The sequence below is a fragment of the Pseudomonas sp. LB3P93 genome (assembly GCF_054898025.1).
In genome coordinates this window covers 4,276,822-4,301,752 of sequence record NZ_CM142713.1, presented here as the reverse complement: position 1 = coordinate 4,301,752, position 24,931 = coordinate 4,276,822, and the positions used below count along the sequence as shown (strand labels likewise).

The 24,931-nt window shown below is 60.3% G+C and carries 24 protein-coding genes and 1 pseudogene; 17 read left to right on the top strand and 8 right to left on the bottom strand.

The window, feature by feature from the left end; genetic code table 11:
* Positions 1-526: 526 nt before the first annotated feature.
* From ACYZT8_RS19485 to ACYZT8_RS19475, 3 genes and pseudogenes are all read left to right on the top strand, one after another.
* Complete coding sequence (locus ACYZT8_RS19485; protein WP_461982555.1) at positions 527-1,843, top strand: Na+/H+ antiporter family protein; 1,317 nt, start codon at positions 527-529, stop codon at positions 1,841-1,843.
* 235 nt (positions 1,844-2,078) lie between these two features.
* Positions 2,079-2,855 (top strand): annotated as a pseudogene (locus ACYZT8_RS19480) (cache domain-containing protein); the annotation flags it as partial.
* Positions 2,856-2,939: 84 nt separating this feature from the next.
* On the top strand, positions 2,940-3,761 hold the full coding sequence (locus tag ACYZT8_RS19475; protein ID WP_461959350.1) for a methyl-accepting chemotaxis protein: 822 nt from the start codon (positions 2,940-2,942) through the stop codon (positions 3,759-3,761).
* Between the two features lie 119 nt (positions 3,762-3,880).
* Here ACYZT8_RS19475 and ACYZT8_RS19470 read toward each other — a convergent pair whose 3' ends face one another.
* Complete coding sequence (locus ACYZT8_RS19470) at positions 3,881-4,816, bottom strand: LysR family transcriptional regulator (protein ID WP_461975140.1); 936 nt, start codon at positions 4,814-4,816, stop codon at positions 3,881-3,883.
* 265 nt (positions 4,817-5,081) lie between these two features.
* Between ACYZT8_RS19470 and ACYZT8_RS19465 the strand changes: the two genes are divergently transcribed.
* The 3 genes from ACYZT8_RS19465 (at position 5,082) to ACYZT8_RS19455 (ending at position 6,274) form a co-directional block, all read left to right on the top strand.
* On the top strand, positions 5,082-5,567 hold the full coding sequence (locus ACYZT8_RS19465) for a DMT family transporter (RefSeq protein ID WP_438662538.1): 486 nt from the start codon (positions 5,082-5,084) through the stop codon (positions 5,565-5,567).
* Positions 5,567-6,022, top strand: a complete 456-nt coding sequence (locus ACYZT8_RS19460; RefSeq protein WP_461975138.1) for a DMT family transporter — start codon at positions 5,567-5,569, stop codon at positions 6,020-6,022. The genes ACYZT8_RS19465 and ACYZT8_RS19460 overlap by 1 nt, the downstream gene beginning before the upstream one ends.
* 84 nt (positions 6,023-6,106) lie before the next feature.
* Positions 6,107-6,274: a metallothionein gene (locus ACYZT8_RS19455; RefSeq protein WP_461975136.1), complete on the top strand. Its 168-nt coding sequence runs from the start codon at positions 6,107-6,109 to the stop codon at positions 6,272-6,274.
* 64 nt (positions 6,275-6,338) lie between these two features.
* Here the strand turns inward: ACYZT8_RS19455 and ACYZT8_RS19450 are convergent, their stop codons facing one another.
* On the bottom strand, positions 6,339-6,566 hold the full coding sequence (locus tag ACYZT8_RS19450) for a DUF6555 family protein (protein ID WP_010458578.1): 228 nt from the start codon (positions 6,564-6,566) through the stop codon (positions 6,339-6,341).
* A gap of 145 nt (positions 6,567-6,711) precedes the next feature.
* On the opposite strand from ACYZT8_RS19450, the gene ACYZT8_RS19445 reads away from it, so the two are divergent.
* The 3 genes from ACYZT8_RS19445 (at position 6,712) to ACYZT8_RS19435 (ending at position 8,915) form a co-directional block, all read left to right on the top strand.
* On the top strand, positions 6,712-7,491 hold the full coding sequence (locus ACYZT8_RS19445) for an AraC family transcriptional regulator (protein ID WP_461975134.1): 780 nt from the start codon (positions 6,712-6,714) through the stop codon (positions 7,489-7,491).
* A gap of 263 nt (positions 7,492-7,754) precedes the next feature.
* Positions 7,755-7,928: a DUF1427 family protein gene (locus ACYZT8_RS19440; protein ID WP_010458583.1), complete on the top strand. Its 174-nt coding sequence runs from the start codon at positions 7,755-7,757 to the stop codon at positions 7,926-7,928.
* Positions 7,929-7,958: 30 nt separating this feature from the next.
* Positions 7,959-8,915 (top strand): quinone oxidoreductase family protein, encoded by a 957-nt coding sequence (locus tag ACYZT8_RS19435; protein ID WP_461975133.1) that lies wholly within the window; start codon positions 7,959-7,961, stop codon positions 8,913-8,915.
* A 109-nt stretch (positions 8,916-9,024) separates the two neighbouring features.
* Here the strand turns inward: ACYZT8_RS19435 and ACYZT8_RS19430 are convergent, their stop codons facing one another.
* Positions 9,025-10,047 carry a purine-nucleoside phosphorylase gene (locus tag ACYZT8_RS19430; protein ID WP_461975131.1) on the bottom strand — a complete coding sequence of 341 codons (1,023 nt, stop codon included), beginning with the start codon at positions 10,045-10,047 and terminating at the stop codon, positions 9,025-9,027.
* Between the two features lie 24 nt (positions 10,048-10,071).
* On the bottom strand, positions 10,072-11,028 hold the full coding sequence (locus ACYZT8_RS19425) for a nucleoside-specific channel-forming protein Tsx (RefSeq protein WP_461975129.1): 957 nt from the start codon (positions 11,026-11,028) through the stop codon (positions 10,072-10,074).
* 351 nt (positions 11,029-11,379) lie between these two features.
* Between ACYZT8_RS19425 and selD the strand changes: the two genes are divergently transcribed.
* The 4 genes from selD (at position 11,380) to ACYZT8_RS19405 (ending at position 14,805) form a co-directional block, all read left to right on the top strand.
* Positions 11,380-12,414, top strand: coding sequence for a selenide, water dikinase SelD (gene selD, locus ACYZT8_RS19420; protein ID WP_461975127.1), 1,035 nt, complete (start codon positions 11,380-11,382; stop codon positions 12,412-12,414).
* Entirely contained in the window at positions 12,414-13,517 is a 1,104-nt protein-coding gene (mnmH, locus tag ACYZT8_RS19415; RefSeq protein WP_461975125.1) for a tRNA 2-selenouridine(34) synthase MnmH, read from the top strand. Before selD ends, mnmH begins: the two co-directional genes overlap by 1 nt.
* 149 nt (positions 13,518-13,666) lie before the next feature.
* Positions 13,667-13,972: a transposase gene (locus ACYZT8_RS19410; protein WP_461973777.1), complete on the top strand. Its 306-nt coding sequence runs from the start codon at positions 13,667-13,669 to the stop codon at positions 13,970-13,972.
* Complete coding sequence (locus ACYZT8_RS19405; RefSeq protein ID WP_461973779.1) at positions 13,969-14,805, top strand: IS3 family transposase; 837 nt, start codon at positions 13,969-13,971, stop codon at positions 14,803-14,805. Before ACYZT8_RS19410 ends, ACYZT8_RS19405 begins: the two co-directional genes overlap by 4 nt.
* A 102-nt stretch (positions 14,806-14,907) precedes the next feature.
* Here the strand turns inward: ACYZT8_RS19405 and ACYZT8_RS19400 are convergent, their stop codons facing one another.
* A complete protein-coding gene (locus tag ACYZT8_RS19400) occupies positions 14,908-15,582 on the bottom strand; it encodes a histidine phosphatase family protein (RefSeq protein WP_461975124.1) in 675 nt (224 codons plus the stop codon).
* A gap of 373 nt (positions 15,583-15,955) precedes the next feature.
* Between ACYZT8_RS19400 and ACYZT8_RS19395 the strand changes: the two genes are divergently transcribed.
* From ACYZT8_RS19395 to hemB, 3 genes are all read left to right on the top strand, one after another.
* Positions 15,956-16,654: a glutathione binding-like protein gene (locus ACYZT8_RS19395; RefSeq protein ID WP_461975122.1), complete on the top strand. Its 699-nt coding sequence runs from the start codon at positions 15,956-15,958 to the stop codon at positions 16,652-16,654.
* A 33-nt stretch (positions 16,655-16,687) separates the two neighbouring features.
* Positions 16,688-17,530: a PhzF family phenazine biosynthesis protein gene (locus ACYZT8_RS19390; RefSeq protein ID WP_461975120.1), complete on the top strand. Its 843-nt coding sequence runs from the start codon at positions 16,688-16,690 to the stop codon at positions 17,528-17,530.
* A 295-nt stretch (positions 17,531-17,825) separates the two neighbouring features.
* Positions 17,826-18,800 (top strand): porphobilinogen synthase, encoded by a 975-nt coding sequence (gene hemB, locus ACYZT8_RS19385; protein ID WP_461975118.1) that lies wholly within the window; start codon positions 17,826-17,828, stop codon positions 18,798-18,800.
* Positions 18,801-18,923: 123 nt separating this feature from the next.
* Here hemB and ACYZT8_RS19380 read toward each other — a convergent pair whose 3' ends face one another.
* The gene (locus ACYZT8_RS19380) at positions 18,924-20,459 is read right to left on the bottom strand and encodes an FAD-dependent oxidoreductase (protein WP_461975116.1); all 1,536 of its coding nucleotides are present in this window, start codon (positions 20,457-20,459) and stop codon (positions 18,924-18,926) included.
* Between the two features lie 128 nt (positions 20,460-20,587).
* A complete protein-coding gene (locus ACYZT8_RS19375; RefSeq protein WP_461975114.1) occupies positions 20,588-22,810 on the bottom strand; it encodes a TonB-dependent receptor in 2,223 nt (740 codons plus the stop codon).
* Between the two features lie 383 nt (positions 22,811-23,193).
* On the opposite strand from ACYZT8_RS19375, the gene ACYZT8_RS19370 reads away from it, so the two are divergent.
* Positions 23,194-24,288: a DUF1615 domain-containing protein gene (locus tag ACYZT8_RS19370; protein ID WP_461975112.1), complete on the top strand. Its 1,095-nt coding sequence runs from the start codon at positions 23,194-23,196 to the stop codon at positions 24,286-24,288.
* Between the two features lie 80 nt (positions 24,289-24,368).
* Here ACYZT8_RS19370 and ACYZT8_RS19365 read toward each other — a convergent pair whose 3' ends face one another.
* On the bottom strand, positions 24,369-24,848 hold the full coding sequence (locus ACYZT8_RS19365; RefSeq protein ID WP_461975110.1) for a phage infection protein: 480 nt from the start codon (positions 24,846-24,848) through the stop codon (positions 24,369-24,371).
* Positions 24,849-24,931 lie beyond the last annotated feature (83 nt).

Below are 24,931 nucleotides of genomic sequence, written 5' to 3'. Positions count from 1 at the left end.
CTCGAGGCTTTCACCATCTCGGAGCTGTGCTCCATGCGATACAGCGAAAGGCCCACCAGCAGGGTCACGATGCCGGCCAGGCACAGCCCGGCCAGCAGGGTGATTTTCCATTGGATGGAAAGTTGTCTGAGCGACATGGAGAGACGTCCTTATTCGATATTTATCTGAGACTTTGCACTGTAACGGCTGCGAATTGGCTTTCTTTATGGCAGTTCCTGAATGATGAAGCTCCGTTGGTCGGCTACCTTTGTGGCGAGGGAGCTTGCTCCCGCTGGGGTGCGAAGCGCCCCCAAGTACTGAGATGGCGGAGGCTGAATTTGCGACTGCTGCGCAGTCGAACGGGAGCAAGCTCCCTCGCCACAGGAATTTCGTGGCTCATTACATACAGGCCAGGCCCATCCGCTTTGACACCGGGCCGACTCTGCGGCACAGTGCGCGCCCTCTAATAAAACCCATTCTCCAATCCGCTGGCGGCTCTTCGCAGACTGCCGGCTGAGCTCATTTCGCTTGCCCTGAGGTAACGATGATTAATGCTGTAATTGCCGCGGTCGGCGTCATGCTGGTCCTCAGCCTGTCCCGCGTGCACGTAGTGATCGCGCTGATTGTCGGCGCCCTGGTCGGTGGCTTGACCGGTGGCCTGGGCATCGACGCCACCCTGAAAGCCTTTAATAGCGGCCTCGGTGGCGGGGCGACGGTCGCGTTGTCTTACGCCTTGCTCGGCGCGTTCGCCGTGGCGATTGCCAAGTCCGGCCTGGCCCATGCCCTGGCGGACAAAGCCCTGATGATGGTTGATCGCCAACACGCCAGCGGTGGCCGTCAGGTCAAGTGGCTGCTGATCGGTTTGCTGTGGGTGGTGGCCATCGCTTCGCAGAACATACTGCCGATACATATCGCCTTTATTCCGCTGCTGGTGCCGCCGCTTTTATATGTGCTGACCAAACTGCAACTGGATCGGCGCTTGATCGCCTGCGTCATGACCTTCGGCCTGATCACGCCGTACATGTTCCTGCCGGTGGGCTTCGGCAACATTTTCTTGAATGAGATCCTGCTGGCCAACGTTGCCCGCAGCGGCGTCGACATCAGCGGTATCAACGTGACCCATGCCATGGGCATTCCGGCACTGGGCATGGTCGTTGGCCTCGCGGCAGCGTTCATCAGCTATCGCAAGAAGCGCGTCTACGACCTGGAAAAGATCGAGAAGGTCGAGCAGGTCGCGGTGGAGTACAACCCGCTCAGCCTGATGGTCGCCGGCGTGGCCATCGCGGCGGCGTTCATCATTCAGCTGCTGCTGGACTCGATGATCATTGGCGCGCTGGCGGGTTTCCTGATCTTCTCGGTGTCGGGCATTGTGAAATGGCGCGACACCGACGACTTGTTCACCGAAGGCATGAAGATGATGGCGATGATCGGCTTCATCATGATCGCTGCTTCGGGTTTTGCCGAAGTGATGAAAGCCACCGGCGAGGTGCAAACGCTGGTTGAAGCGTCGGCGTCGTGGATCGGTCACAGCAAAGGCATCGGTGCGCTGCTGATGTTGCTGGTCGGCCTGCTGGTGACCATGGGCATCGGCTCGTCGTTTTCCACCGTGCCGATTCTGGCGGCGATTTTCGTACCGTTGTGCGTGCAACTGGGGTTCAGCCCGATCGCGATCGTGTGCATCGTCGGCACGGCGGGCGCCCTGGGCGACGCGGGTTCGCCAGCCTCGGACTCGACGCTGGGCCCGACCTCCGGCCTGAATATCGACGGCCAGCATCACCACATCTGGGACACCGTGGTCCCGACCTTCCTGCACTACAACCTGCCGCTGCTGGCGTTCGGCTGGGTGGCCGCGATGGTCCTGTAAAAACACCTATCCCCTGTGGGAGAGAGCCTTTGTGGCGAGGGAGCTTGCTCCCGCTCGGCTGCGAAGCAGTCGCAAAGCTTTTGGGGTCGCTTCGCAACCCAGCGGGAGCAAGCTCCCTCGCCACAAAAGTTCTCTTCCACAGGGAGATTGCAATGCTCCCCCCGGATTCAACTTTTGGTCCGGCGTGCCGTTAAAGCCTTTAACCACGCCAACAAAATCAAAAGAGTGAACCGTCATGCGCATGAGCCTGAAGGCTAAAGTCCTGTCCCTTGCCGTCCTCCCGGTGTTGCTCTTTGCGCTGGTCATCAGCCTGACCACGCTGTTCATTCTGCAGGAGCAGGCCCGCAAGGAGGTCGAGGAAACCCGCCAGCGCCTGCTCAGCGATGCCAAGGCCACCCTGCAAAGTTACGTCGCCGTGGCCATGACCACGATCAAACCGCTCTACGAGGCGGCCGCCCCTGGCGATGACGCGGCGCGGGCGCAGGTGATCAAGCTGCTGTCGAGCATCACCTACGGCAAGGACGGCTACTTCTTCGGCTACGACTCCAACACCGTGCGCCTGTTCAAGGCCAACAGCCCTGACGGCGTGGGTCAGAGCTTCAAGGACAACCGCGACCCGAACGGCGTCTACGTCAACCGCGACCTGGTGAAAGTCGCCAAAGACGGCACCCACTACCTGCAATACAGCTCGACACTGCCCGGCAATACCCAAGTGCTGGTGCCAAAACTGGGCTACACCGAATACCTGTCGAAGTGGGACATGGCGGTCGGTACGTCGGTGAACCTCGACGGTATCGAAGCGCAAGTCGCGCTGGTCGAGGCCAAGGTGCAGGAGCGGATGGAAGGCGTGGTGCTGACCATTGCCGGTCTCGCGGCGGTGATGTTGCTGGTGATTGCGGCGGTCGGGCTGCTCCTGGCCAATACCATTTTGCGTCCGCTGAACCTGATGAAAGCCAACCTCGATGACATCGCGGCGGGCGAGGGCGACCTGACCCGTCGCCTGACCATCACCAGCCAGGACGAACTCGGCGAACTGGCCGGCTCGTTCAACCGCTTCGTCGATAAGATCCACAGCCTGGTGCGCCAGATCACCGAAATGACTTCGCAATTGACCGGCCTGGTGAATCAGGTTTCCGATCAGGCCCAGCGCTCGGATCAAGCCATGGAACGTCAGCGTCACGAGACCGATCAGGTCGCCACGGCGATCAACGAAATGTCGGCAGCCGCTCAGGAAGTGGCGAAAAGCGCGCAAAACGCGGCGGTCGCTGCCCAGCAAACCGACGAAGAAGGCCAGGCCGCCAAGCGTGTGGTGGCTGGCAGCATCGTGAAAATTCATGCATTGGTGGACGACATTCGCAGCAGCGGCGTGTCCCTCGACAGCCTGCAAAAAGACGTGTCGTCGATTGTCAGCGTGCTGGGGGTGATTCGTTCGATTGCCGAACAGACCAACCTGTTGGCCCTGAACGCCGCGATTGAAGCCGCGCGCGCCGGTGAAGCGGGTCGCGGTTTTGCGGTGGTGGCTGACGAAGTGCGGGCGCTGGCCAGTCGCACGCAGATCAGCACCCAGGAAATCCAGGGCATGATCGACCGCTTGCAGGCCGGAACCCAGTCGGCGGTGGAAGCGATGCGTCGTTCCAGCGAGGCGGGCGATGGCACGTCGGCCCAGGCCAATGAAGCGGGTGCATCGCTGGACACCATGGCGCAACTGATCGGCACCATCAACTCGATGAACGCGCAAATCGCCAGCGCGGCGGAAGAGCAGACTGCCGTGGCCGAAGAGATCAACCGCAGCGTGCATCAAATCGCTGTGGCGGTGGACAACGTTGCTGACGAAACCCAGCTCGGCGCGCAAACCTCACGCAGCCTCGCCGACCTTGGTCAGCGCCTGGGTAAACTGGTTGGACAGTTCCGAATCTGACAGGCTGGCAAAGATCCTGTGGGAGCGGGCTTGCCCGCGATGAGGCCGGCACATTCGACATGATGCCAACTGACCTGACGCTATCGCGGGCAAGCCCGCTCCCACAGGGTTATGTGTTGTCAGGGCCGGTCCCAGTAGGGCACCGCACCAAAGCATTCCACAAAGAAATCAATCACCGTCCGAACCTTCACCGACAACCGTCGGCTGCCCGGCCACAGCACCGCAATCTGTTGCGGCTCAAGGCTGTTGGACACCTGATACGCCCCCAGCACCGGCACCAGCGTGCCGTTGCACACCGCCTCCCCAATCAGCCACGAAGGAAACATCACCAGCCCCAGGCCTTGTTCGGCGGCTTGAGTCAGCGTGTCGGCGTGGTTGCCGGTGATCGGCCCTTTGACTGAGTAGGGCGTCCAGTCCTGCGGGTCCTTGCGGAAAAACCAGCGCTGCTGACCGGTCACGCCCTTGTAAGCCAGGCATTGATGCGCCGCCAGCTCTTCGGGATGTTGCGGCGTGCCGTGGCGCTTGAGGTAGGCCGGGCTGGCGGCGACTTGAAAGCGATGGGGCGCCAGAATCCGCGCCTGCATGCTCGAATCGTGCAGCGGGCCGATGCGAAACAGTAAGTCGGCCCCTTCCTGCAACGGGTCGACGTAGCTGTCGGTTTGCTGGATATCCAGTTGCAGTTTCGGATAGCGCTCGCACAGCTGCCCAAGCCACGGCGTCAGATGGCGTTGCCCGAAGACCACGGGCGCGTTGATTCGCACCAGCCCGCTAGGGTCGCTTTGCTGTTCCTGCAAGGCCTGCTCGGCTTCCTCCAGCTGCACCAGCACCAACCGCGCGTGATGGCCGAGCATGCGTCCCGCTTCGGTGGGCGTGACGGCGCGCGTGTGGCGGTAGAGCAATTGCTGGTTCAGCGCCTGTTCCATCAACTGGATTTGGCGGGAAATCGAAGAGGGCGCCAGGCCCTCGCGGCGGGCGACTTCGGAAAAACTGCCATGGTCGAGCACCGCGACAAACAGCCGAAGTGCCTTGAATCCCAGCTCGTTGAGGCCGTGCATGATCCATCCTGCTGTGCGGGTTGCGCAAAAGTGTTGTCCGGATGCTCCCATTTATCGCAAAGGATCGCCAGCCGATAATGCGCGCCATCCGGCGGGTTAATGCCTGTCGCTGAATCAATAGAACACCGCAATTCCCTGTGGGAGCCGGGCTTGCCCGCGATGGCGGCCCATCAGGCGCCACAATGTTGACTGGTAGACCGTCATCGCGGGCAAGCCCGGCTCCCACAGGAATCTGCGCCTTATCTGATAATCGGCAGGTTTTCCTATGCAATCTTCTTCAATCGACATCGCTGCAGCGCCGGCGACCAAACCAGGGCTGCGCCTCTTGCTGCTGCCACTGGTGATTCTCGCCGGCATGGGTCTTTCCGTGGAGGCCGGTCTGCTCGGGCCGCTCGGGGTTCAGGTCGGGCACTTATGGGCGACCTTGAGCATCTTCGGCGTCGGCTCGGCGATTCTGTTTTTATTGCTGTTGTTCAGCGGCAAGCAACAAGGTCCGGCGTTGAACACTTTGCCGCGCTGGCAATTGATCGGCGGATTCCTGGGGCCGATCTACGTGGTGGTGCTGACCCTGGCCACGCCGCACATCGGGATCGCGATGACGATGATCGCGATCCTCTCCGGGCAGGTCGGCAAAAGCGTGCTGATCGACCACTTCGGCTGGTTCGGCGCCACCCGCAAAAAGGTCAACGGTGAGCGTTGGCTGGCGTTGCTGCTGATTGTCGCGGCACTTGTTCTGATTGCTCGGGGTTGATGATGAATCTGATTATTTTGTTGGCCGTGGTGGTGGCCGCCGGCGCGGTGTTGAGTGTCCAGGCGGCGATCAATGGGCGTCTGGGGGAAACCGTCGGCGTGTTGCGCAGCAGTTTGCTGACCTTCGCGGTGGGTGCAGTGGTTACCGGGTTGTTGATCCTGTTTTTCGAACCGGCCCATGCCGTGAGCCTGCTGGATGTGCCGAAATGGCAACTCAGCGGCGCCTTGTTCGGCGTGGTCTACATGATAGTCATGGTCGGCGCAGTGCCGCGGGTCGGCACTGCGGTGGCGACCGTGGCCGTGATCGTCGGGCAACTGGGCATGGGAATGTTGATCGACAACTTCGGCTGGCTGGGTAACCCGGCGATCGAGTTGTCGAGCAGCCGGATGCTGGCGATGATGTGCCTGGCGCTGGCGCTGCTGTTTATGTATCGCAGCAGCACACGGAGCGAGTAACCCCGAGCCATTTTGTAGCTCCTACACTGATGACTGAGGTGCGCATTAGCCGCCCGCGACGACCACACCCATGGAGTCAGACTCATGATCGACAGTGAAAGTAAATGCGACTGCCCCAAATGCTCCTGCAAACTCGGCGAACACCCGATAGCGCGTCACGGCAAACACTATTGCTGTGAAGCGTGCGCCAAGCACCACGAACATGGCGAGGAGTGTGCGAGCAAGGGCTGCAAGTGCGCCCACGCCAAATAGCTCATCAACATAAAGTGGAGCCACTCGGGCTCCACATTTTAATGTCTGGTCCCCCCTTGAATCCTCAGCCCGCCGGCCGCCATGTCACGTTTTCGATGCCGAATTTCTCCGCCAGCGGCTTGCTGGTTTTTTGCACCTTCTCTCGGCCAAAGCGAGGGATTCGTCCGACCCCCGCATCACAACTGGCCCAGTGCCAAGCCTCCGCGTTGTCCATTTTGTCCAGGCGGATAATGAAAGACTTTGGCGCGCCATGAAGGGTGTATTCAATGACGAAAAGTTTTGCGTTGTTCATAAAGCCCGTATTCCTCCCTGTGGTAATACAAGGATCGTCGGGGTTACGGAAAATTCATTCCGATTGTCAGACGGCTGCCGTCAGTGGCGACAAGGCCTGCGCGCCGTTACCATGCAATACCTGAAAACCCCACTGATCATTGCCCATGGCCCTCGCCGCCCCTCCCGACCTGAGTGACACCGATGTGCCCGTGCAACCACTGGCGCGTACGTACCCGCGCGGCATGTACGTCGAGCCGCACGAACATGTCTGGGGCCAATTACTGTACGCAATGAGCGGTGTCATGTGGGTCGAAACGCCCCATGAGGCGCTGGTGGTGCCGCCGCAACGGGCGGTCTGGCTGCCGCCGGGCGTGCCGCACGGCATTCGTGTGGTCTCGGACCTGCAGATGCGCAACATCTACCTGCGGCCCTCATTGGCGGCCACGCTGGATGACAGTGTTCAGGTGATCGAAGTCGGCGGGCTGCTGCGTGAGCTGATCGTCGGGCTGGTGGAGCAGGGCGACGATGGCGCGCCCGAGTATTACGACGCGCTGGTCGGCCTGGCTTTGTTGGAGCTTAGGCGCGCCCGGCGTTCGCTGTTGAAAATCCCGTTGCCGGATGATTCCGACCGGCGCCTGATGAACCTGTGTCAGGCGGTCATGGCCGCGCCCTCGCTGGACATTCCCTTCGAGCAGCACGCGGAAAACGCCGGTGCCAGCGTGCGCACCCTGGCGCGGCTATTCAAGGACGGCTTGGGCATGGGCTTCGCCGAATGGCGGCGCCAGGTGCAACTGGCGACCGCGGCGGCGGAGTTGATTCAGGGTGTGCCAGTCAGCACGATTGCCCGGGAACTGGGCTATTCGCCGAGCAGCTTCAGCGACATGTTCCGCCGGGAACTGGGTGTCGCGCCTTCGCAGTTTGCGACGAGCCAACGCCCTGTCTAGCCATCACGAAACCTTGTAGCAGCCGGCGAAGCCTGCGTTCGGCTGCGAAGCAGTCGTCAAACCTGCTTGCACGGTATTCCTGATGGACCGCGTTGTCTGATTTCACGACTGCTGCGCAGCCGAACGCAGGCTTCGCCAGCTGCTACAAGGTTGTGTTGCATCTGGCATTAGCGCCTTGGCCGATATTCAGAAGCACTTGGCCGATGCCCGCCGTCACCTCGCTCTAGACTTTGGGCATACCTTAATTGCCCACGGAGTCTGCCATGAGCTACCTCATCTCGCTGGTCATCGGTCTGGGCGTCGGATTGCTCTACGGCGCACTGGATTTTCGTTCTCCCGCCCCACCGGCCATTGCCCTGGTGGGCCTGCTGGGCATGCTCGCTGGCGAAAAGTTATGGCCCATGGGTCGGCAACTGGTAGCCGGCTGGGTCTCCTGAAACCCCTTCCTTGATGCGATGGAAACTCCCATGAAAGCACTGCAATTCGACAAGACCGGCGACCTCTCGGGCTTGCGCTATGTCGATGTTCCGACCCCCGTTCCCGGCGCCGATGAAGTGCTGGTCCAGATCAAGGCGGCCGGCCTTAACCCCAGCGACGTGAAGAACGTGCTGGGGCGTTTTCCCTACACCACCTTGCCGCGGATTCCCGGTCGGGATTTCGCCGGTGTGGTGGTTGAAGGACCGCAAGCGTTGATCGGTCAGGAAGTCTGGGGCACCGGCCGTGAATTGGGTTTCTTTGCCGACGGCTCCCATGCGCAATTCGTCAAACTGCCGGCCAATGGCGTGGCGCTCAAACCCACCCATCTGAGTTTCGCCCAGGCCGCCAGCCTCGGCGTGCCATACACCACGGCGTGGGATGCATTGGAGCGCAGTCTGGTGACGGCCGGAACGCGGCTGTTGGTGATCGGCGGCGGGGCGGTCGGCAGTGCCGCGTTGGCGTTGGCCAAAGTGCGTGGCGCTCAAGTACTGGCGGCGGCGCGGCGGCCCGAGCAGGTCAAGGATTTGCAGGCACAGGGTTATCAGACGCTGCAACTGGATAAACCGGAAGACCTGGGTCCACAGGTGAATGCCGTGTATGCCGGCGGCGCCGACGTGATCTTCGACACCACCGGTTTCTGGCTACCGGCCTCGGTTCCGGCGCTGGCGACGTTCGGTCGCATCGCGATCATCGCTGCACCGGTAGACGGCATGGTGCAATTGCCAGCGCTGGCGTTGTATCGCAAGGGTGGCTCGGTGGTGGGGATCAATTCGTTGTTGTATGGCGTCCAGGCTTGCGCGGCGATGCTTGATCAGTTCGGCAAGTTCTTTGATCAGGGGTTGTTGCCGTTGCCGGAAGGGTTGTTTGAATCGCCGTTGGCGGAGGGGTTGGAGCGGTACGCGGAGGTGAATCAGGGGGCTGGCGACAAGGTGGTTTTGTTGCCATAACCGATATTGATGTTGGATGTTCTGGCCCTATCGCGAGCAGGCTCGCTCCCACAGGTTCTGGGCAAACCCTGTGTGCGAGCCTGCTCGCGAAGGCGTCCTCAAGCCGAACTCAAACCTCGGGAACACCGTTCTCCCACGTCGACCAGTTGTTCAAAATTTCCTGCACCAATGGATTCCCCGTCCGGTACAGGTTCTCCAGCGCCGGCACAAACCCGCCCTGATCCGCATACTTGAGCAGGTTATCCACTTCGCTCTGGCCCGGTGCCGGTCGATCAAAATCGGAGCCCGCACGCACCACCGCCAGGCGTTGCACATCCACCAACCCTTCATGACTCGCCCGCAGCAGCGCTTCGTAGGTCGAGTTGTCTTCCTGTTGCGTCGTGCAGTACTCGCCTTTGTCGTCGGTCAGCAGTTGGGTCCAGACCTCAGCACGCTCACTCAAACGCGTCCCGGAAAACCAGGTGTTGCCCGCCAGCGTGTCGCACCGGGTTACCACCGGCGGCTGATTGGCCGGGGCCGATGGATATTTCTTGCGCCACGCTGCCGATTCCTTGCTCTCGCTCAGTTCGACGTTGCGAGTCAGGGCAAACGCCTTCGCCTGCAACTTCGCATTGAGCTCGAAAACTTCGGTCTTGTAGTCCAGTGGCGGTTTTTCGTTCGGGCCTTTGGTGTTGATGCCGATGTAACCGGTCGGCCAGTCTTTCGGCGCGTCCCGGGAATCCAGTTCCCACTGGGTGCCGAACTCCACCAGGTAATGCGCCCAGGCGGCGGTGCCGATGGTCCCGTGTTTCGGGCTGATGCCGGCGATCCCGGCGATCAGGAAATAGCTTTTACGCAGGTCGAATTTTGGCGACAGGGCCAGGGCCAGTGTCGAAGCGGCGGCGTTGGTCTGGCCCATGCCGGTAACCATCAGGCACACCTGCTGCGCATTGCAGCGAATGGTCGGGTACTCGGCGGAGAGGCCCGGCACTCGAACTTCCTGCTTCAATTCGAGGCGATCGATCCAGTTTTGCGCCTCGGGGGCGAACATGGTGATCAGCATCACTTTTGGCTGGATCGGCGCTTCACTCGCCCAGGCCGTGGAAGAGAGCAGGGCGAAACAGGTCAGGGAAATACGCATCAATGCATTCATAAAACCTCCAGGTTCAAACACGCGTTAAAACTGATAACCGATGCCGGCGTAGTAACCCCAGCCATTGGAGCGAGCGCGGAAGTTGCCGTCGCCGAAATTCAACTCGCTGCCATCCTCCCAGTTGCCACCGTTGTGGAAGTAACGGCCGACCAGGGTGAAACGCAAGTGGGTGAACGAGTACAGCAACACGTTGGTGGCGACGGTTGCGTTGGCGGTGCGGGCCGGGTTGTCCTTGTGCAGGTCCGAGCCGAAATCGAAGTTGGTGAAGCCGATGTACGTCAGCGACGCGCCGTTGCTGAAGCTGCTGATGGGCACGATGTATTTGAGCTGCGCCCGGTATCCGTCCCACGAGTACTCGTTGCTGGCGCCATAGTTTTCCCACTGATAACGCCCATAGAAGTTCGCCGACAAGTTGACTCGCGAGTGGGTGTCGATGTCGGTGCCCAGGCCGCTGTACAGCGTATTGGCGCGGTTGGCGCTGTTGCTGCCGTGGTCGTAGATCCAGTCGAACGCCACGTACCATTCTTTGAACGGCCCGATGGCCAGGCGGCGTCCAGCGAGGTAGTCGATGGAGATCCGTGGTTCGTGCTCCATGAACACCGGCGAGCCGTGGTCCCACACGCCTTTGTCATGACTGTTGCCGATGTCGAAGATCTTCGGGATGTCGATGTAGCCGTACAACTCGAACGGCCCCTTGCGCCCGAAGTACTCGTATTCCAGGTAAATATCGTCGGCCGGTAGCGGGCCGAAACTGATGTCTTTGCTGCCAATGACGGTCAGGTCCTGGTTGAACCAGTCCGACAGGTACACACCTTTTTTCGGCGGGCTGGCTTCGGGGCTGAGGGTTTCGCCCTGGGCGGATTCTTCGGCGGGGGCGGGTTGCGCCAAAACGGTGCTGCTGAGTAGTCCTGTAACGCTGGCCAGCAGCAAGGAAACAGCAACAGTGCGCGAGCAAGTCACGCGGCTGGACGTGCGGTGCATTAAAAGTCCCTTTTCGTGCGGATCAAAAGCCCGGTTCTTCGGGCTTGCGCGGTTATGTCGTGAAAACGTCGGTATTGGCGACTCGCAAACGTTTGCACAAGGGGTGCCAATTATTTCAATTCCATGAAAAATCGACGAAATAAGGGTTTTTATTGTCGTTTCGGTCAAAAAGTTGGGCTAACGCTTGATCGTTCCCACGCTCTGCGTGGGAATGCAGCCCGGGACGCTCCGCGTCCTATCCAAAGCCGAACGCAGAGCGTCCGTTGAGGCATTCCCACGCGGAGCATGGGAACGATCGGTTGCGTGGTTGTTGTAGACTCCACCCCATTGTCTTCACGAGGTTATTCCCCCATGAGCGAGCCGATTCGTCTGACCCAATACAGCCACGGCGCAGGGTGTGGCTGCAAGATTTCGCCCCAGGTGCTGGAGGTGATTCTGGCCGGCAGCGGTGCGCAGAACCTCGACCCCAAACTCTGGGTCGGCAACGCCTCGCGCGATGACGCGGCGGTGTACGCGATCGACGAAGAACGCGGCGTGGTCTCGACCACCGACTTCTTTATGCCAATCGTCGACGACCCGTTCGATTTCGGCCGCATCGCCGCCACCAATGCGATCAGCGATATCTACGCCATGGGTGGTGATCCGTTGATGGCGATTGCGATCCTCGGCTGGCCGGTGAACGTGCTTGCCCCGGAGATTGCCCGGGAAGTGATTCGCGGCGGCCGTTCGGTGTGTGACGAGGCGGGCATTCCGTTGGCCGGTGGGCATTCCATCGACGCGCCGGAGCCGATCTTCGGCCTGGCGGTGACCGGGCTGGTGGAAAAACGCCACATGAAGCGCAACGACACCGCCACCGCCGGTTGCCTGCTTTACCTGACCAAACCGCTGGGCATCGGCATCCTCACCACCGCCGAGAAGAAGGGCAAGTTGCGCACGGCCGACATCGGCCTGGCCCGCGACTGGATGTGCACGCTGAACAAACCCGGCAGCCGCTTCGGCAAGCTCGACGGCGTGACGGCGATGACCGACGTCACCGGTTTCGGCTTGCTGGGGCACCTGGTGGAAATGGCCGATGGCAGCAACGTGACCGCGCGGATCGAATACAACCGTGTCCCGCGTCTGCCGGGTGTCGAGTACTACCTCGATCAGGGCTGCGTGCCGGGCGGCACCTTGCGCAATTTCGACAGCTACGCCAGCAAGGTCGGGCGCGTGCAGGAACTGCATAAACGGGTGCTGTGTGATCCACAGACCAGCGGCGGCCTGCTGGTTGCGGTCACGCCTGAAGGCAACGAGCAGTTCCTCAAAGTGGCTGCCGAACTGGGCCTGGTCCTTGAGCCGATCGGTGAACTTGTCGAGCGACAGACCAACGCGGTCGAGGTGTTTTGATGTCAATCGACTTCACCGATTACCGCGACATCTTTCTCAACGACCGGCCGATGATGGATGCCCGCGCGCCGGTCGAATTCCACAAAGGGGCTTTCCCCGGTGTGGTCAATCTGCCGCTGATGAATGACCACGAGCGGCAACGGATCGGCACCTGCTACAAGCAGCACGGCCAGCAAGCGGCGATTACGCTGGGGCATCAATTGGTGTCCGGCGAGATCAAGGCCGAACGCATCCAGGCCTGGGCCGATTTTGCCCGGGCGCATCCTGATGGTTATTTGTATTGTTTTCGCGGCGGCTTGCGTTCACAGATCGTCCAGCAGTGGCTCAAGGACGAGGCCGGCATTGACTACCCGCGCGTCGGTGGCGGCTATAAGGCGATGCGCAGCTTCTTGCTGGACACGGTCGATCAGGCCGTTGCCCAGTGCGATTTCGTGTTGTTGGGCGGCATGACCGGCACCGGCAAGACCGAGGTGCTCACGCAACTGCGCAACGGGCTGGACCTCGAAGGTCACGCCAATCATCGCGGTTCCAGCTTCGGCAAACGCGCCACTGGCCAACCTTCCAATATCGACTTTGAAAACCGCCTGGCGGTGGACGTGCTGAAGAAGCGCGCCCATGGCATCGAGCAGTTTGTACTGGAAGACGAGAGCCGCGCGATCGGCAGTTGCGCGTTGCCGTTGCCGCTCTTTCAGGGCATGCAAGAGTTCCCGATGGTCTGGCTGGAAGACAGCCTGGAAGGGCGGGTCGAAAGGATCTTGCGCGATTACGTCGTGGACTTGTGTGCCGAGTTCATCAGCGTGCATGGCGATGAGGGTTTTGCGCTGTTTTCCGAGCGTTTGCTGGAGAGCTTGAACAACGTACAGAAACGTCTGGGCGGTGAACGGCACCGGCGGATGTTGATCCTGATGGAGGATGCGCTGGCGGAGCAGGCGAACAGCGGGGCGGTGGATTTGCATCGGGGCTGGATCGAAGGGTTGCTGCGTGAGTATTACGATCCGATGTATGCGTTTCAGCGGGAGAAGAAGGGTTCGCGGATTGAGTTTGCGGGGGAGAAGGGTGCGGTTCTTGAATACCTGCGTGAGCGGCAGATCAGCCGGCAGTAATGTGTTGGTGTTGCCGACCCCATCGCGGGCAAGCCCGCTCCCACAGGGATCTGTGGTAAACACAAAACCCTGTGGGAGCGGGCTTGAACTGGCCTAATAATTCCGGACACCTCTTAAGGGCGATATGATTTCGCCAATTTGGAGGTTCCATGAACGAAAGAAAGGTCTATTCCCGCGAATTCAAGCATCGTGCAGCCAGCATGGTAATTGACGATAATTGCCCCGTTCCAGATGTCTGCGCGTCTTTAGGTATTGGACCTACCGCCCTGCGGCGGTGGGTCGAGCAGGTTCGCAAGGAGCGCAAAGGGCAACCCGTTCAGGGCACCAAGGCAATTACTGAGGATCAGCGCCAGATTCAGGAATTGAAAGCCAAGATCAAACGCCTGGAACTGGAAGCCGAAATCTTAAAAAAGGCTACCGCTCTCTTGATGTCGGACCCCGATCGTTTTCGATGATCGCGGAGCTAAGAGAGTCATTTCCGACCGCCACCCTGTGTCGCGTTTTCGATGTGAAGCGCAGCAGCTTTTATGAATGGATGCAGCGGCGCGCCAAGCCAAAGATCAGACGCGAAGAACTCAAAGAGAAAGTGGTCGAGTTGCACAGCGAAAGTCGGGAAGCCCTGGGCTCCAGAGCGATCAGCAAAAACCTGAAGGCACTAGATATATCTGCCGGAAGAAGCCTTGTTAGAGCATTGATGAGAGAGGCCAACATTGTCAGTAAACAACGCCAGCCGCACCTATTCAGATCCAAAGGGGTTGAAGCGTTCGTCGCACCCAATTTGCTCAAGCGCAATTTCAAACCGACCGCAGTCAATCAGGTCTGGTGTGGCGATGTTACAAGCCTGATGGTGGGTAAACGTTGGGTTCATCTGGCCATCGTGATCGACTTGTATGCACGCCGGGTCATCGGTTGGGCATTCTCTCTGGTCAACGACGCGAACCTGGTCAGCAAGGCGCTACGGATGGCGACAGAGCTTCGTAAATGCCCGTCAGGAGTAATGTTCCATTCGGATCAGGGTTGTCAGTACACCAGTCGCAAGTTTCAAGAAGAGCTGAGACGCCATGACATTTTGCAAAGCATGAGTCGTCGCGGGCAGTGCTGGGACAATGCGCCGACAGAACGCTTTTTCGGCACGCTAAAGTCAGAATGGGTCCCTCGTAACGGCTACAGCACGGTCAAGGAAGCCGAAACTGATATGACGCGTTTCTTCATGTACTACAACCGCACCAGGCTCCACAGCTACAACAACTACCTGTCGCCACTAGCTATGGAGCAAAAAGCGGCATAAGCACCGTAACCGGTGTCCGGATTTACTTGACCAGTTCAGCTTGCCCGCGATGGGGCCCTGATTGGCACTATAAACTCTGATGCCTGGAAGATATCCGACAGCTTACGTCGGACAAGTCTCCCGCCCATTATCCAACCCTTGCTTGTAACTGTGGCTCACCAGACTCGCCTTGCCGTTATGCCAGGTCAGCGTGAGCACAAACAGCGAGTCGTAATCGCTGGACTCCCAGTCTTCGGTGATCTTCTGTTTCTTGCCAACCGCATCTCCCGCGACCTTGTTGATCAGCTCAGGCAGGTAACCGTGGGACCAGGCCGTGTAGATGACCGAGTTGTGATACTTGTCGTGGAGCAATTCGTCCGCGAGGTCGCTGGTGTCGTTGGCCGAAAAGTTGATGTTCACCGGCAAACCGAGCTTGATGGCGCTGGGGCTGATGGTCATCAGGGGACGGATGTAGCTGTAGGAATTGTCCAGTTCACCTTCCTCGACATTACGCGTCGGGTTGGCGGCAAATACGTAATTGGCCTTGCCGAATTTTTCCGGCAGCAAGGTGGCCAGATCGATGGCGCGGTTCAGGCCCTGGCAGTTGAGCTGACCCAGGCCGCCTTCGGGTTTTTCCGCGTGACGCAGGAATACCAGGGTCTGGGTGCCGTCAGCCGGTTGGGCGCGGCTTTCGCTGGACTCCAGCGACAGAAACAACGCGCTCGCCGCCAGCAGGGAGGGCAGGACGACATACGCGCGTTGCTTGAAGTGCTTAACGAGTTTCAAAAGGTTCATCATTTGAATAGGTGATCTTCAGCGCATTCGGTTAAGGCTGACAAACCTTTACACCGCGAGCTCCCAGCATCGGGTGTTTTCCATGTCGTTGGGCCGGTCCGTTTCCGAAAGGGCACAGCTCAGAGTCCTCTGAAGCCCATTTGGTTCGATTCCGGCGAGTGCGCCGCAATGGATCGGTAACCTTGCATGGGTTGCAGCAGAGGTTATCGACAGCATGTTGCGGATTTATGGACACGGTACACGGGGAGGCGCCGGCAATAGACTGGAATCGTTTGATCTTGCTCATCAGCCAGATTGATAGCCTCAAAAGATCTCAACCATTCGGCGGTGATCCTGGATTATGCTCAACCCCTTTCCTTGTCCATGGATGCTTGCGATGACCGATCTGTCTGCGTTCCCGATCACTCAAAAATGGCCGGCCCAATACCCTGAGTGGATCCAGCTGTACTCCTTGCCGACCCCCAACGGCGTCAAGGTTTCGATCATGCTGGAAGAGACCGGGCTGCCCTACGAGGCTCATCGCGTTGGCTTCGACACCAACGATCAGATGTCCCCCGAGTTTCTGTCCCTGAACCCCAACAACAAGATCCCGGCGATCCTCGACCCCCACGGTCCCGATGACAAACCCCTGCCGTTGTTCGAGTCCGGGGCAATCCTGATTTACCTCGCCGACAAAAGTGGCCAGTTGCTGGCGCAGGAATCGGCGGCGCGTTACGAGACGATCCAGTGGTTGATGTTCCAGATGGGCGGCATCGGGCCGATGTTTGGCCAGCTCGGTTTCTTCAACAAATTCGCCGGCAAGGACTACGAGGACAAGCGTCCGCGTGATCGTTATGTCGACGAAAGCAAACGTCTGCTGAAAGTGCTTGATGGCCGTCTGGAAGGACGCGACTGGATCATGGGCGAACGCTACACCATCGCCGACATTGCGACGTTCCCGTGGGTGCGCAACCTGATCGGCTTCTATGAAGCCGGCGATCTGGTGGGCATCAAGGATTTCCCCAACGTCACTCGCGTGCTGGAGCGCTTTCTGGCGCGGCCGGCGGTGATCCGCGGGCTGGAAATTCCCAAGTAAACCTCTTCGATTTCATCAAGACCAAGGCAGGCAATGAGTTCATTCGATTTCAAGCAAGTAGATGTCTTCAGCCGCGTAGCGCTCAAGGGCAATCCGTTGGCGGTGGTGTTCGGCGCAGACAGGCTCAGCGATGAACGCATGGCAGCGTTCGCGACCTGGACCAACCTCAGCGAAACCACGTTCATCCTCGAACCGCGCGACCCTCGCGCCGACTATCGTGTGCGGATCTTCACCACCCTCAACGAGTTACCGTTCGCCGGTCACCCGACGCTGGGCACCTGTCACGCATGGCTTGAGGCCGGTGGCGTGCCCAAGGGCGAGGAGATCATTCAGGAGTGTGGCGTCGGTCTGGTACGGGTCCGCAGGCAAGGTGCGGAGCTGGCCTTTCTCGCGCCGCCGTTGATCAAGACAGGGCCGCTGGAAGCCGAGGTGGTCGAGCGTGTGCGCCGCGGACTGCGGCTGGAGCCAGGCGCGATTGTCCGGACTCAGTGGGTCGATAATGGTGCCGGCTGGCTGGCGGTGATGGTCGAGGACCGCCGGCAGGTGCTGGATTTGCAACCGGATCATTCACAGATGCTTGGCCTGGCCGTCGGTGTGATCGCGCCGTGGAACCCCGAACGAGATGGCGATGACGCGCAGTTTGAAGTGCGTGCGTTCATCTCCGGCGACGGCATGCCGGAAGACCCGGCCACCGGTAGCCTGAATGCCGGGATTGCGCAGTGGTTGCTCGCAGAAGGTCTGGCGCCGGCGTCTTACGTGGTCAGCCAGGGCCTGACCATGGGCCGCGCCGGGCGCATTCAGGTGGAGCAGGTGGGGGATGAAATCTGGATTGGCGGTGCTGTGGTGACCTGTATTTCTGGCGTGCTGGAAATCTAAACCTGTGGGAGCCTGCTCCTACGCGGTTTTGTGTTTACGATCGTTCCCATGCTCCGCGTGGGAATGCCTCTTGTGACGCTCTGCGTCACGCTTCTGGGACGCGGAGCGTCCTTGGCTGCATTCCCACGCGGAGCGTGGGAACGATCAAACCTGTGAGCAAGCGTTGTATCCGCGCGATTATTGCGGCCTCGGTAAAGCAGTCTTGAGCGATCGAGGTTTGTGTCTCGCGCCTTGCAGGGCATAAGCTTCGCCCCCTACGACTTTCGTCTCGTCCTCCGCTTTTCAGGAACCCCTCATGTCCAGCCAGTTCCCCGAAGCACGTCCACGCCGTCTGCGCCGCAATGCGAGCCTGCGCAGCCTGTTCCAGGAAACCGAGTTCAGCTTGAACGACCTGGTGCTGCCGATTTTCGTCGAGGAAGAAATCGACGACTTCGTGCCGATCAAGAGCATGCCGGGCGTGATGCGCATTCCGGAGTCGAAACTGGCCGGTGAAATCGAGCGCTACGCCCGGGCCGGGATCAAGTCGGTGATGACGTTCGGCGTGTCCCATCATCTGGACAGCAGCGGCAGCGACACCTGGAGCGACAACGGCCTGGTGTCGCGCATGTCGCGCATCGCCAAGGATGCGGTGCCAGAGATGATCGTGATGTCCGACACCTGCTTCTGCGAATACACCGATCACGGTCATTGTGGCGTAATGCACAACCATGAAGTCGACAACGACCAGACCCTGATCAACCTCGGCAAACAAGCCGTGGCGGCGGCCCGGGCGGGTGCTGATGTGATTGCCCCGTCAGCCGCCATGGACGGTCAGGTCCAGGCCATTCGCCGGGCGCTCGACGAAGCCGGTTTCACCCAGACCGCGATCATGGCGTATTCGACCAAATTCGCGTCCGCGCTCTACGGCCCGTTCCGCGAAGCCGGCGGCAGCGCGCTCAAGGGCGACCGCAAAAGCTACCAGATGAACCCGATGAACCGCCGCGAAGCGGTGCGCGAATCACTGATGGACGAGCAGGAAGGCGCCGACGCGCTGATGGTCAAACCGGCCGGCGCGTACTTGGACATCATCCGCGACATCCGCGAGGTTTCGCGGTTGCCGCTGTCGGCGTATCAGGTCAGCGGTGAGTACGCGATGATCAAATTCGCCGCGCAGGCCGGGGCGATTGATGAGGATCGCGTGGTGCGTGAAAGCCTTGGCGCGATCAAGCGGGCGGGGGCGGATTTGATCTTTACCTACTTTGCGATGGACCTCGCATTGGCCGGGATCTAAACCCGACACATACCTCCTGTGGGAGCGGGCTTGCCCGCGATAGCGGTATGTCAGTCAATACATGTGTCGACTGACACGACGCCATCGCGGGCAAGCCCGCTCCCACAGGGGGATGTGGTGGTCTCAGGGGCTGCCAAAAAACGGCCTGATCCCATGCTCCTTGAAGTACCGCTCGATCACCTTCGGATCGGCCGAGTTGTCGGCAATCGCCACATACGTATCCGGTCGCAACAGATAAAAGCCGCTATGCACCAATCCCGCCGCTTCAAACGCCGGCCGCCAACCGAATACGTGCAACGGCAGGTGATGCTCAATGCACCAGGCGATCATTTCGTCGCTGGTGTCGCCATACACATGTACCTGCCAGGACAGACACTTCAGCGATTCGAGATTGTCTCCCTCACCGTCGTGAGCCCAGGGTAGGCGGTCGCCGCCATGAACGTGCCCCGCGACACCGGTGCTCAATTCTGTCCCACGATAGTTGAGGGTGATTTGCGACACGGTACGAAACAGAAACTCGCGGGACGCCTCGAACGAGGCCATTTTGGGGATCAGGAATGGCGCCAGTCGGGTGCGTAGCAAATCGGCCATGCGCCCTTCGGCGGTGGCGAAGCTGAACACTCGGTCGGTGGTGGCCACCAGCTTGCGGGCAAAGGCGATGCGTTCGGTTTCGTACGTGTCGAGCAGCGTGGCCGTGGCGCCGCCGCTCAATACCGCCGCCAGTTTCCAGGCCAGGTTGATGGCATCGCCGATCCCGGTGTTCATGCCCTGGCCACCCGCCGGGCTGTGGACATGCGCGGCATCGCCCAATAGAAACGCGCGACCGCTGCGAAAGTGATCCGCCACGCGGTGATGCACGCGATACGTCGAGAACCAGTTCACCTGATCAATCTGCACTTTCAGATGTTCGATGGCCTGACTGCTGACGTCGGCAAACCCGAGGGTTTCAGCACGGTCGGCGCGCTCATCGCGCACGGTGCCGATCAACCGGGCACGGCCTTCACCGACTAACGGAAACACGGCGAGAAAGTCCGCTTCATCCAGGTCCAGGTGCAGTTCGCCGTTGAACGTCGGCCCGCGCGCCTGCACGTCGGCCACATAGAAAATCTGCTGGTAGGTGCCACCGGGAAAACCGGTGTCCAGGGTCTTGCGCACGATGGACCGGGCGCCGTCGCAACCCGCCAGGTAACACGCCTGGCAGACCTCCTGCTGGCCATCGTGCAAGCGCAGCGTTGCGCTGATGCCATCGCCGGTTTCCTCAAAACCTTCGAGTTCTGTGTTGCGTTCGACCTTGATGCCGAACCCTTCGAGGCGTTCTATCAGCAGCTGTTCGTGTTCGTCTTGAGGAAATATCTCGAGGAACGCGTAAGGCGTCAGCCCCTCGCCGATGCGGGTCAACGGCAAGCGCGCCACGGGCTCGCCCTTGACCCAGAAATTCGCTGCGGCCACCCGATGACCTTTCTTCACCACGGCATCGCTGAGGTCGAGTTGGCGGTAAAGCTCCAGCGTCCGCGCCTGGACGGCCAGCGCCCGCGACGTGGTGCCGGGGGCCGACGTCTTGTCGATAATCCGTACCCGAATCCCCAGTTTGCTCAGCCACAGCGCCAGTACCAGCCCGGTCGGGCCAGCGCCGACGATCAGTACGTCGCTACGGTTCATGGGCCTTTCCTCCTCGGTGTGTGGCTCAAGTATGGTCTAGCCCGGGGATATGAAAAGGCTGGCCGCCCAACGGAAAAAGGCCCCGCAGCCGTGAAGCTGCGGGGCCTTTTTTCGTTGGGCGGCAGTGATCAGAAGTCGATGGTGCCGGACAACTTCGCCACCCGTGGCTCGCCCTGGGTCAGGTAACCGCCCAGTGCCGATTCCCAGTATTTTTCGTTGGTCAGGTTGTCGACGCCGAGGCGCACGGTCACATCCTTCTGCGAGACTTTGAAGGCATAACGAGCGCCGGCATCAAAGCGGTTCCAGGTCGGCAGGCTGAGGTTGTTTGCGGCATCGGCGTACTGACCGCCGGTGCGCAGCATCCGTGCGTCCAGCGCGACTCCTTGCAGGCCCGGGACATCCCAATCCACGCCGGCGTTGAACTGGAAGGTCGGCACGCCGATGGCGCGATTGCCGTCGTTCAGACCGCCTGCGGTTTTCTTCAGTTCGGTGTCCATCACGGTCAGGCCGCTGATCAGGCGCAGACCTTCGATCGGCTCGCCGAAGACGTTCAGCTCGACGCCTTTGTTGACCTGTTCGCCTTCACGCACAAAGACCGCTGTGGTGGCATCGACGACTTGGGTAAAGCCGTCGGCCGGTTGCTCGATCCGGTACACACCGAGGCTGGCGCCGTAGGTGCCCATGTCGACTTTCACACCGGCTTCGATTTGCTTCGACCGCGCCGGAGCAAAGGCTTCATTGCCATTGATGACCACACGGCCACCCGCTGATGTCGGTGCCGTCGGGCCTTTTGCCAGGCCTTCGATGCGGTTGGCGTAGAACGACACGTGGTCCCACGGTTTGAACACGATGCCGTAGACCGGCGTGGTGATCGATTCGTCATAGGACGAGGTACGACTGCCGGAACCGTAGTCGGCATAGCCATAGCCTTGAACCACCATCTGCTGGCGACGCACGCCGACGGTCAGCAGCAGGCGATCATCGAAGAAGCCCAGGGTGTCGGACACCGCACCACTGCGCACGAAGGTTTTGCCGGTGATGCCCGGGTCGTGCAGGTCGCCGCCATCGAAACCGCCCTGTGGCGCCGGCGTTTCAACCGGGTGGTAGATGTTGTTCGGGTAGCGGGTCAGGTCGAAATCGAAGGCACTGCGCTGTTCAGTCCAGATCCCGGCCAGGCCGAAGTTGAGTTTGTGGCTGACAGGGCCCGTCTGGAAGCGACCGTTCAGGCCCGCCATGACGCTTTTGTTGTCTTCGTCATGGGGAATGAACGAGCCGGTGGTGGTTGCGGTGCCGTCGTTGCCCACGAGGGTGGTCGAGTTATAGCGACCGGTTTCACGGGTGTGCTTGGCACCGCCCGCTGCGTAGGCAGTCCAGTTGTCGTTCAGGTCATACTCGGCGCGCAGCATGCCGAAGGTGTCTTCGATCTCGGTGAAACCCCACTTCGGCGCGTAGTTGGTGTCGGCCGACGGCGCGTCCGGGATGTGCGTCGCGGTGCCGAGGAACACCGAGTTGCGTCCGCCGTTGATGCGTTGCTTCTGATAAGCGAAATCGCCGGAGAGGCGCAGCGCGTCGCCGCGATAATCCAGGCCGATCGCGAACAGTTTGGAGCGCTGGTTCTCGTCGTCGACGGCGGTGTCGCCTTCGCGCTGGGCGAGGTTGATCCGGGCGCCGAAGCGGTTGTCTTCGCCGAACCGCTGACCGATGTCCAGGTGCTCGCCGACCCGGCCGTCATTGCTGATGTCGGTGCTGAAGCGGCGCAACGGCACATCGCCGGCGCGCTTGGGTTGCAGGTTCACGCCGCCGCCGATGCCGGAACCGGTCGGGGTCACGCCGTTGATGAACGCGTTCGGGCCTTTGAATACTTCGACGCGCTCCAGCGCATCGGTGGAAATGATTTGCCGCGGCAGTACGCCGTACAGGCCGTTATAGGAGATGTCATCGCCATTGAGCGGCAGGCCGCGAATCACGAACACCTGCGCCTGGTTGGCAAAACCGGTGGCCTGGCGCACCGAAGAATCGTTGAGCAGCACGTCGCCGACGGTTTCGGCTTGCTGATCCTGAATCAGCTGCTCGGTGTAGGACGACACGCTGAATGGCACGTCCATGATGTCCTGATTTCCCAACACACCCAGTTGCCCGCCGCGCGCCACCTGACCGCCGGCAAACACCGGGGGCAGGGCAGAAGGGGATGGGGCCTGGGCGTTGATGTTGACCTCGTCCAGCACCAGCGACTTGCCTTCATTTTCGGGGGCGGTGGCCGGCGTTGCGGCGTAGGCAGTCACGGACAGGGAGCAAAACAAGGCGAGGAGTGTCGGGCGGAAAGGGGCGCCGAGTCGGGCTGGAGTGGTCATGTTTCATTCCTGACGGCACGCCGCCGGTGAGAAAAAAGAAAGTGACGGCGCGGGAACTCCTTGCGCAAATGCGACTCCAGGCGCGAATGATAGGATTTCGCAGTAACGTTGCGCAATCATTTTGTCATTACACAGGATGAGGCGGGACCTGTAGCAGCTGTCGAGCAGCGCGAGGCTGCGTTCGGCTGCGAAGCAGTCGTCAATTCAAGCACTGCGGTCTATCAGGTAAACCGCGTACGCAGGATTGGCGACTGCTTCGCAGTCGAACGCAGCCTCGCAGGCTCGACAGCTGCTACGGAACGGGGCGTTTCAGCAGGAGTCATAGCCTGCGCCATGCCATTGATCGTATGGTTAACCCGGTTCAGCAGATTTGATGGAGCACCATGCAAGCCAATCGATTGATCATGAGTGTCGCGGCATTGCTGGTTCTGGCCGGTTGCGGCTCCCAGCGCACTCAGGAGTTGCCGGCCCGCAAACCCGCCGAGGTCAAGGCCGAGATCGTGCGTCTGCTGCCGGCCAAAACCGTTGACCGCCAAGGCTGGGCCACGGACATCTACACCGCATTTGCCGCGCAGAACATCTATCCCTCCACGCAAAACTTGTGTTCGGTACTTGCGGTCACGGAGCAGGAGTCGACCTTCCAGGTCGACCCACCCGTGCCGGGCCTGGGCAAGATCGCCCGTGAAGAGATCGACCGTCGTGCCGCCAAAGTCCACATCCCCAGCCTGCTGGTGAGCGGTGCACTGCAGGTCAGTTCATCCAACGGTAAAAGCTACAGCGACCGGCTGAATGCGGCGCGCAGCGAAAAAGAACTCAGCGCGATTTTCGATGACTTCATTGGCATTGTGCCCATGGGGCGGACCTTGTTTGGAGGGCTCAACCCCGTGCACACCGGTGGGCCGATGCAGGTCAGCATCGACTTCGCCGAGCAACAGGCGCGGGATTATCCGTATCCGGTAAACGGCTCGATCCGTCGTGAGGTGTTCAGCCGTCGTGGCGGCATGTACTTCGGCATCGCCCACTTGCTCGGGTACCCGGTGAGCTACAAACAGCCGCTGTATCGCTTCGCCGATTTCAACGCCGGTTGGTACGCCAGCCGCAATGCGGCGTTTCAGAACGCGGTGAGTCGTGCGTCTGGCATCCCCTTGGCTCTGGATGGCGATCTGGTCCGCTACGACGCGATCATGCCCGGTACCACGGAAGTGGCGGTGCGCACCCTTGGCAAGCAATTGGGCATGCGCAACACGACCATTCGGGATCAACTGGAGGAGGGCAAAAACCTTCAGTTCGAGGACACGCAGCTCTATACGCGGGTGTTCGACCTGGCGGAGAAGGCGGAAGGTCGGCCGTTGCCTCGGGCGGTGTTACCGGGGATCGTGCTGCAAAGTCCCAAAATCACTCGCAAACTCACGACAGCGTGGTTCGCCAAGCGGGTCGATGAGCGTTATCAGCGATGCATGACGCGGGCGGGCAAGTGACCGGCCGCAAAAAACAGGCGTAAAAAAAACCGGCGGATGAGGCCGGGTTTTTCATTGAGTACCGCGGTAAAACCATTCATTTATACAGCGCGGCTTTCGATCAGACGGTCGGAACCACCTTCAGCAACGCGGTTTTCGATCAGACGGTCGGAACCACCTTCGGCAACGCGGTTCTCGATCAGACGATCCGAACCACCTTCAGCAACGCGGTTTTCGATCAGACGGTCGGAACCACCTTCGGCAACGCGGTTCTCGATCAGACGATCCGAACCACCTTCGGCAACGCGGTTTTCGATCAGACGATCCGAACCACCTTCGGCGACGCGATTTTCGATCAGACGATCCGAACCACCTTCAGCAACGCGATTTTCGATCAGACGATCCGAACCACCTTCGGCAACGCGGTTTTCAATCAAACGATCCGAACCACCCTCAGCCACACGACTTTCAATCAGACGATCCGAGCCGCCTTCAGTGACAACCGGGTGAGCAGAGGTAGCGGCGAAAGCGTTAACTGCGAAAACCGAGAAAGCGATGCTGAGAAGGATTTGGCGTTTCATGATTTTGTGCTCCGGGGTGTAGTTGTTTTGGTATGGAGCCGATCTTACGCCGCGGATTTTTTATGAGAACTTCATTGAGGTGA